Source organism: Pseudomonas sp. CC11G (genome assembly GCF_056174845.1).
The window spans coordinates 87439-95048 of record NZ_JBWBZC010000024.1 but is presented as its reverse complement, the minus strand read 5'-3'; the positions used below and the strand labels follow the sequence as shown (position 1 = coordinate 95048).

Here is a 7610-nt window from a genome sequence, read left to right as displayed (position 1 = left end):
CGGTGTGTACAAGGCCGGGAACGTATTCACCGTGACATTCTGATTCACGATTACTAGCGATTCCGACTTCACGCAGTCGAGTTGCAGACATGCGATCCGGACTACGATCGGTTTTTATTTGATTAGCTCCACCTCGCGGCTTGGCAACCCTTTGTACCGACCATTGTAGCACGTGTGTAGCCCTGGCCTAAGGGCCATGATGACTTGACGTCATCCCCACCTTCCTCCGGTTTGTCACCGGCAGTCTCCTTAGAGTGTCCACCATAACGTGCTGGTAACTAAGGACAAGGTGTTGCGCTCGTTACGGGACTTAACCCAACATCTCACGACACGAGCTGACGACAGCCATGCAGCACCTGTGTCTGAGTTCCCGAAGGCACCAATCCATCTCTGGAAAGTTCTCAGCATGTCAAGGCCAGGTAGGTTCTTCGCGTTGCTTCGAATTAACCACATGCTCCACCGCTTGGCGGCCCCCGTCAATTCATTTGAGTTTTAAACTTGCGGCCGTACTCCCCAGGCGGTCGACTTAATGCGTTAGCTGCGCCACTAAGAGCTCAAGGCTCCCAACGCTAGTCGACATCGTTTACGGGCGTGACTACCAGGGTATCTAATCCTGTTGCTCCCCACGCTTTCGCACCAGTGTCGTATCAGTCCAGGTGGTCGCCTTCGCCACTGGTGTTCCTTCCTATATCTACGCATTTCACCGCTACACAGGAAATTCCACCACCCTCTACCATACTCTAGCTCGACAGTTTTGAATGCAGTTCCCAGGTTGAGCCCGGGGATTTCACATCCAACTTAACGAACCACCTACGCGCGCTTTACGCCCAGTAATTCCGATTAACGCTTGCACCCTCTGTATTACCGCGGCTGCTGGCACAGAGTTAGCCGCGGTGCTTATTCTGTCGGTAACGTCAAAACAGCAAGGTATTCGCTTACTGCCCTTCCTCCCAACTTAAAGTGCTTTACAATCCGAAGACCTTCTTCACACACGCGGCATGGCTGGATCAGGCTTTCGCCCATTGTCCAATATTCCCCACTGCTGCCTCCCGTAGGAGTGTCTGGACCGTGTCTCAGTTCCAGTGTGACTGATCATCCTCTCAGACCAGTTACGGATCGTCGCCTTGGTGAGCCATTACCTCACCAACTAGCTAATCCGACCTAGGCTCATCTATTAGCGCAAGGCCCGAAGGTCCCCTGCTTTCTCCCGTAGGACGTATGCGGTATTAGCGTTCCTTTCGAAACGTTTGTCCCCCACTAATAGGCAGATTCCTAGGCTTACTCACCCGTCCGCCGCTGAATCAAGGAGCAAGCTCCTCTCATCCGCTCGACTTGCATGTGTTAGGCCTGCCGCCAGCGTTCAATCTGAGCCATGATCAAACTCTTCAGTTCAAACATAATCGGATTTTGTAAAAATCCTAAACTTGGCTCAGCAATCGCAAAAAACTCTCAAATTAACGAGTGTTACTTGTGATGCTGACAATCTAGTGACTATCAGTCTTACCTCACAAGCACCACACGAATTGCTTGATTCAGTTTGTTAAGAACTTGGTTGATTCTTTCGTCTCAACCGAGGCGCGCATTCTACAGCAGCCTCTTATTCCGTCAAGCGATTTCGAAAATTTCTTTTCAAACTCAACCGCTTGCGCCTCCGATCAACTTCAGTCTCTCGTCAGCGGGAGGCGAATTCTACAGCGTTTCAAACCGCTGTCAACACCCTCTTTAAACCGCTTTCGATCAACTTAACGATCGGCCAACAAGACTAAAACTCAATCTTGTCAGCCCGACGCATTCTACGATCTCAGATCGCACGCTTTGCAACCCTTAATTTTCAGCTAACTCATTGATTAACTTGAAGTTTTAAGAGCCTTCCGCGCCGGAAGTGGTGCGCATTATAAGCACCCACGAAAACCGTCAAGCTATTATTGAAATGATTCTGAAATAAACGATTAGAGGCCACTAAATACCGAACGAGCGTGCCGCAAACGGCTCTTACGCAATGCCTCTATATATAGAAGGCGTACTTCCCGCTTTATAAGGACGCCGCCATGACGCTATTTCCGCGCGCCACCCGCACATTCACGGGCTTGCTGCTGCTTTCAAGCCTCAGCGCCTGCACGTTGTTTGGGTCGAGAGATGATGTGTACGTCGACCTGGTCGGTCTGGAGCCACTCCCCAGCCAGGAAATGGAAGCGCGCTTCGCAGTAAAGCTGCGGGTACAAAACCCGAATGACACTGCCATCCGTTACAACGGCATCGCTTTGGAGTTGCGCGTAAACAACCGCCCTCTAGCCACCGGTGTCAGTGATGAAAGCGGAGAAGTACCGCGTTACGGTGAAAAGGTCATCAACGTGCCCATCACCATCTCCGCCTTTTCGGTGCTACGCCAAGCGTGGGGCGTAGCGGCCAGCGCGCCCTCCGCCCACCATACCGCCGTGCCGTATGAATTGAACGGCAAGCTGGGCGGCGGATTGTGGGGAGCGGCGCGCTTTACCGATAGCGGCGAACTAACCCTGCCGCAGCAGTAGCCTTAGGCGATCGCCGCCTGCTTGGCCAACTCATCGAACACTTCCGGCTGCAGCGCGGCTTCGCCTTTTTCGTCGAGCACTTCGCGCGGGTGTTCGCTGCCAGGAATGCTGCTGTCCAGCAGGCTCAACAGACTGGAGCCACGCAGCGTCAGGACGAAGTTCTCGCCATTGCCGCCCTCCTCTTCAGGACGCGGCTCGATAAACCCTTCCTTAAGTAGCAGCGCCTCGTAGTCGCAAGCCTCTACCTTCAGCGAATCCACCTTATCCATCTGTACGCCTTCAGCGGTCTGGTCGGCGGCAAATTCGGCAGCGTACTCACGCGGCTTGAACGGTTTGTAGGCGCCGTTCTGCACTTCGTGAAGCAGACGTTCAATCAGGTCCCAGTTATAGGTAGCCATGTTCTCAACCTCCAACGGACTGTTAGTGATGCCGCGCGCCAACAGGCCACGGGCTCATCCTTCATAGGTTGTGACCGGCCTCATCTAGGCCCGTTCAGGTTGTTTCGCCGGCACGCCCTCATCGGCGACCTTCTCACCGGGCGACTTGCCGTCCCGCGCATGGTGTTCGATCACTGCATTCAGCTCGGCGCCAAACAGCAACACCGCCGAGGACAGATATAGATAGAAGAGAAAGATGATGATCGCGCCGATGCTGCCGTACGTGGCGTTGTAGTTGGCGAAGTTCTGCGCGTAATAGCCAAACCCCAGGGACGCGGCAATCCAGCCCACCACCGCCACAATCGAACCTGGCGTAATAAACCGAAACTCCTGCTTCACGTCCGCGCCAGGTAATACACGCAGCCACCACCGCTACCAACATAAACACGGCCACCGGCCAGCGCAGCCAATTCCACAGCACCACTACGATCTGCTCAAGGCCCACTTGATGCGCCAACCAGTTCATCGCCTGCGGGCCGACCACCATCAACCCTGCCGCCATCAGCAGTAATACCGCTACACCGATGATGTAGATGACCGACAACGGAATGCGCTTCCACGCCGGCCGCCCCTCCTCCACCCCATACACCTGATTCATCGCCTGCATGGTCGAGCGCACAGCGGCAGACGCCGTCCACAGCGCCACGAGAATACCGAAAGAGAACAAGCCAGCTTTTTGCGTTTGCAGATTGGTGATGGCCGGATTCACCAGTTCCATCGCCGCCTGCGGCAGCACAAGCTCTGCCTGCTGACGCAACCAATCAAAAAACGGCTCGATGTCGAGCACGCTGATGATGGCGATCAGAAACAGCAAAAAGGGAAATAGGGAAAAGAACAACTGGAAAGCCAGCGCCGAAGCGTAGGTCGGCAGCTCGTCGTCGACGAAGTCGACCACCGTGCACTTGATGATTTCCGTGAAGGAAACACCCCGCAGATCCGGCAAAAACATACTCGCTCCCCCGTTCGCTAAATGCCCTTGATGTAAGCGAAATCGCCCGACACCCTGAGTTTTGAGCCCATGGCCTTCGATTCGGTTCGTCTAATATCTGCAGCACTCGGCAGTTGCGGCTAAAAGCCGGGAAAAAACCCTATACACTATGCGGCCTTTTTACCGGTCTGAACCCGAGGTCCCCGTGAGCACGTTGCCACCCTGCCCGAAATGCAATTCCGAATTCACCTATGAAGATGGCCAGCAACTGGTCTGCCCGGAATGCGCCCACGAGTGGTCGGCCACCGCAGCGGCCGATGCTGGCGAAGGCGACAAGGTGATCAAGGATGCCGTGGGCAATGTGCTGCAAGACGGCGATTCGGTCAGCGTGATCAAAGACCTCAAGGTCAAAGGCACGTCGCTGGTGGTGAAAGTCGGCACCAAGGTGAAGAACATCCGCCTGTGCGACGGCGATCACGACATCGACTGCAAAATCGACGGCATCGGGCCGATGAAACTCAAGTCCGAATTCGTCAAGAAAGTCTGAATCCACGGGCCGGCGAGAGCCGGCCCGATTCCCCGCTTACAGCTTCCCTTCCATTGCCAACTTCACGTAGCTCGAATCAAACCGCAGTTTGATGTTCGTGCTGTCACCCAGCGTCGAGCCATCCGGGAACTGCATCCCGACCTTGTCGGCATTTGCCGCGCCTTCACCCAACAGCCCCTTCTCGAACGAGAAGTTACGCACCTTGTCCATCGTGGCGCTCAGCGTGGTCGACGCATTGGCAAAGGTGTAGGCCGTTACCGGCGTATAGAAAAGTTCGGTTTTGGTCAGCTGCGAATCGTAGCCAGCCAGATCAGTGCCCGAGTGCTCAGCCATAAAGGTGCGCGCCGCTTTACCTTCCTCGTTGTCTTGCTGCATCAGCTGCAAGGTTTCGAACCAGGCGCCGACCAGCGCTTTACCCAGCGCCGGGTTGGCCGCCAACGTCGCGCTGTTCACCGCCATCATGTCGATGATCTCGCCGGGAATTTCCTTGGAGGTAAACACTTCCTTGGCCGTCGGCGACTGTTTCATCACCATGCTCAGCTGCGGATTCCACAACGCAGCGGCGGTTACGTCCGGCGTCATAAAGGAAGCCACGGCATCGGCGTCTGACGTGTTCATCACCGTCACATCACGCTCAGCCAACCCATGAATATCCAGGGCCCGCGCCAGCAAGTAGTGGGATACCGACAGTTCCACCAGATTCACCTGCTGCCCCTTGATGTCGGCAAAGGTCGCACCGTTCTTCAGCACGATGGCGTCGTTACCGTGGAGTAGTCACCCAGAATAAGGCCGGTGGTGTCCACACCGTTGGCCGCGGGAATGGTCAACGCATCCATATTGGTCATGCCGCAGGCATCGAAGGCGCCCGCCGCGTATTGGTTGATCGACTCTATATAGTCATTGAGCTGCACGATCTCGATCTTGATCCCGTACTTTTTCGCCCACTTATCCACAATGCCTTTCTCGGCCGCATAGCCCCACGGCATCCAACCGGAATAGATGGACCAGGCCACCTTGAAGCTGTCTTTCTTTTCCGCCGCGCTGATGTTGGCGGCCAGGCAAAAGGTGGCCAGGCCGACCAGTGCGAGTTTTTGTACGAGTGATGCACGCTTCATAAACACCTCATGGGCATTGGCTAATGGTGATTTTTTGTTCAGTCAGCACAGCGGCTGGGTGTAACGGTTCAGGGTCGGCGACTCGCGCTCGAACCAAGCAGCCGCCGCTGGGGTAAAGCCGGTGGCCTGGGCGAAGGGCAGCTCCACTTCCAAGGTGTCAATGGTGAACAAACGCTCGCAAGCGATGCCGTCGACCTCGAAGGTTTGGCGCACCAGGTCATCTGCCGGCAGATATTCAAAGCCATCCAGCGCCAGCAGGCTCTGCCCTACCCGCGCGGGCTGAGTGGAAAGGTTCACCGTGAACCCGTCGGCCAACGAGCCCTGGGCAACCGAGGTTTCAAAATTGAACAGCCGCGCCAGCTGCGAGGCATCGCCCACCGCCGCCGCCACCAACTCACGCAACTGCGTATCGGCCGGCACGCTCAGCAGCTCGGCACGCCCCAGCACCAGCGCCGCGTAGTCGCCGCAAACAATCAGCCCGCCGCCGCGATGGCGCACCACACCGCTAACCACCTCGCGCTCCTCCAGCATCCGCAAGCCAATCAACGGGCCGGGCGCGGAAGGCTGCAAACGCCAGTCCTCGACATAGGCGCCACTGGGCGCGAACTCGATCATGCAGTTGCCAAAACGCTTGAGCTCGGCGGGTTCCGGCCAGCGGTTATGCAGTTGCAGCGACGTGTCGCTGTGCCAACTGAGCATGGGCTCGCGCCACTCACTTAGCGCTTCCCAGCCTTCGTAGTTGGCCAATACCTGTAGCTCATCGGCGCTGTAATCGGTCAGCGCCTTGGCCGGCACTTGCCGGTTTTCCAGCGGCAAACGCAGGTCGATGGTGAAGGTACGGCTTTGCAGCCAGCACACATGGGTATCGAGGTCGGTATCGCCATTGGCAAAGCTGATGGCGCGGCGTTTGTAGTAACCCAACATCCATTCCGGCACGCCCTGCTGCGGGCGGCGGGCGTGTTGGGCAAGCAGTTCGGCGAGGGTCATGGGCGTTGCTCCGCAGCAGTGTTCTGGTAGCCGAATGAAGACAACCCTTTGGCGCCGTCGGGCAATTGCAGCTCGCCGCTGGCCAGGCGTTTTTTCAGATAGCTGAAGGTTTGCAGGGTTTGTGCATACAGGTGTTCACCGCAGCGCACTGGCGTGTAGCGGCTTTGGCCGCCTGGCTCGAGCAAGCTGGCGACCGGTTCAATCAGCGTGTCGTAATCGCAGGCGCAGAACAGTGGAAACGCATAGCGCTCTTCGGCCACTTTGCGTACTCGATGGGATGTGGCGACAAAGGCACCGTTGCTGAGCACCTCCATCATGTCGCCGATATTGATCACGAACGCCCCCGGTACCAGCGGCACCTCAATCCATTCGCCGGCGCCGTTCAACACCTGCAAGCCCGGTGCGGTGGGCAGCAGAATGGTGAAGCACTCGTAGTCGGTGTGGGCGCCGATGCCGGGACGATCAACCGGCGCATCGGGGTTATACGGGTAATGGATCAGGCGCAGCTGGCTGGGCGGCGTCGTAATGTTTCGGGTGAACGCATCTTCGGCCAGCCCCAACGCGAGGGCGAAGCCGCGGAACAGCCGATTGCTGACCGCCAACGCCGCGTCGTAGTACGCCTTGATATCGTCTTTGAAGCCGGGAAACACGGGCCACTTATTTGCCCCGAGCATGGGCCGGCGCCGCTCCATTTGCTGCAGATCAAAGCCAACGTCGTAGGCTTCCTTGTGATCCACCGTGCCCTCGACAAACTGCTCCTCACCCTCGGGCACATAGCCGCTGTGGTTGCTCGACAGACCAATGTAATCAGCCATCTTCGCTGCTAGCGGCTGCTCGAAATACGCACGACTGCGATTGACCAGGCCATTGATCAACGCCTGCGGCACGTCATGCCCGGTGATATAGAGAAAGCCGGCATCGCGTGCGGCCTGGCCCAGCTGCTCGGCCGTGTGTTGGCGCACGGCAAGGTCGTCGGCATACAGGCCGCTGATATCCACCAGCGGCAAGGTTTTAAACGCGGTATGGGAATTGGGTTTGCCAAGGTCTGACGCCACAGCAACCTCCTGA

At 57.0% G+C, this 7610-nt stretch carries 5 protein-coding genes, 1 rRNA gene and 2 pseudogenes; 2 read left to right on the top strand and 6 right to left on the bottom strand.

Annotated features, from left to right (window positions below; all coding sequences use genetic code 11):
* Nucleotides 1-1392: ribosomal RNA gene (locus AC0V2S_RS22875) — 16S ribosomal RNA — on the bottom strand; the annotation flags it as partial.
* Between the two features lie 656 nt (nt 1393-2048).
* Here AC0V2S_RS22875 and AC0V2S_RS22870 point away from each other — a divergent pair.
* Entirely contained in the window at nt 2049-2528 is a 480-nt protein-coding gene (locus AC0V2S_RS22870; RefSeq protein WP_475511711.1) for an LEA/WHy family protein, read from the top strand.
* Nucleotides 2529-2530: 2 nt separating this feature from the next.
* On the opposite strand, the gene AC0V2S_RS22865 is transcribed toward AC0V2S_RS22870, so the two are convergent.
* Nucleotides 2531-2926 (bottom strand): transcriptional regulator, encoded by a 396-nt coding sequence (locus AC0V2S_RS22865; RefSeq protein WP_475511710.1) that lies wholly within the window; start codon nt 2924-2926, stop codon nt 2531-2533.
* A gap of 84 nt (nt 2927-3010) precedes the next feature.
* A pseudogene (locus tag AC0V2S_RS22860) lies at nt 3011-3914 on the bottom strand (YihY/virulence factor BrkB family protein).
* A gap of 184 nt (nt 3915-4098) precedes the next feature.
* Here AC0V2S_RS22860 and AC0V2S_RS22855 point away from each other — a divergent pair.
* Nucleotides 4099-4440: a zinc ribbon domain-containing protein YjdM gene (locus AC0V2S_RS22855; protein ID WP_108098703.1), complete on the top strand. Its 342-nt coding sequence runs from the start codon at nt 4099-4101 to the stop codon at nt 4438-4440.
* 36 nt (nt 4441-4476) lie between these two features.
* On the opposite strand, the pseudogene AC0V2S_RS22850 reads toward AC0V2S_RS22855, so the two are convergent.
* The 3 genes and pseudogenes from AC0V2S_RS22850 to AC0V2S_RS22840 all read right to left on the bottom strand — a co-directional run bounded on the left by AC0V2S_RS22850 (nt 4477) and on the right by AC0V2S_RS22840 (nt 7597).
* Nucleotides 4477-5555: pseudogene (locus AC0V2S_RS22850) on the bottom strand (putative urea ABC transporter substrate-binding protein).
* Between the two features lie 42 nt (nt 5556-5597).
* The gene (locus AC0V2S_RS22845) at nt 5598-6542 is read right to left on the bottom strand and encodes a hypothetical protein (protein ID WP_475511709.1); all 945 of its coding nucleotides are present in this window, start codon (nt 6540-6542) and stop codon (nt 5598-5600) included.
* Nucleotides 6539-7597 carry an isopenicillin N synthase family dioxygenase gene (locus AC0V2S_RS22840; RefSeq protein ID WP_475511708.1) on the bottom strand — a complete coding sequence of 353 codons (1059 nt, stop codon included), beginning with the start codon at nt 7595-7597 and terminating at the stop codon, nt 6539-6541. Before AC0V2S_RS22840 ends, AC0V2S_RS22845 begins: the two co-directional genes overlap by 4 nt.
* Nucleotides 7598-7610: the final 13 nt, after the last annotated feature.

Excerpts from the sequence above, each read along its gene's own strand:
- AC0V2S_RS22870 (WP_475511711.1), top strand. The coding sequence starts at position 2,049 with ATGACGCTATTTCCGCGCGCCACCCGCACATTCACGGGCTTGCTGCTG.
- AC0V2S_RS22865 (WP_475511710.1), bottom strand. The coding sequence starts at position 2,926 with ATGGCTACCTATAACTGGGACCTGATTGAACGTCTGCTTCACGAAGTG.
- AC0V2S_RS22845 (WP_475511709.1), bottom strand. The coding sequence starts at position 6,542 with ATGACCCTCGCCGAACTGCTTGCCCAACACGCCCGCCGCCCGCAGCAG.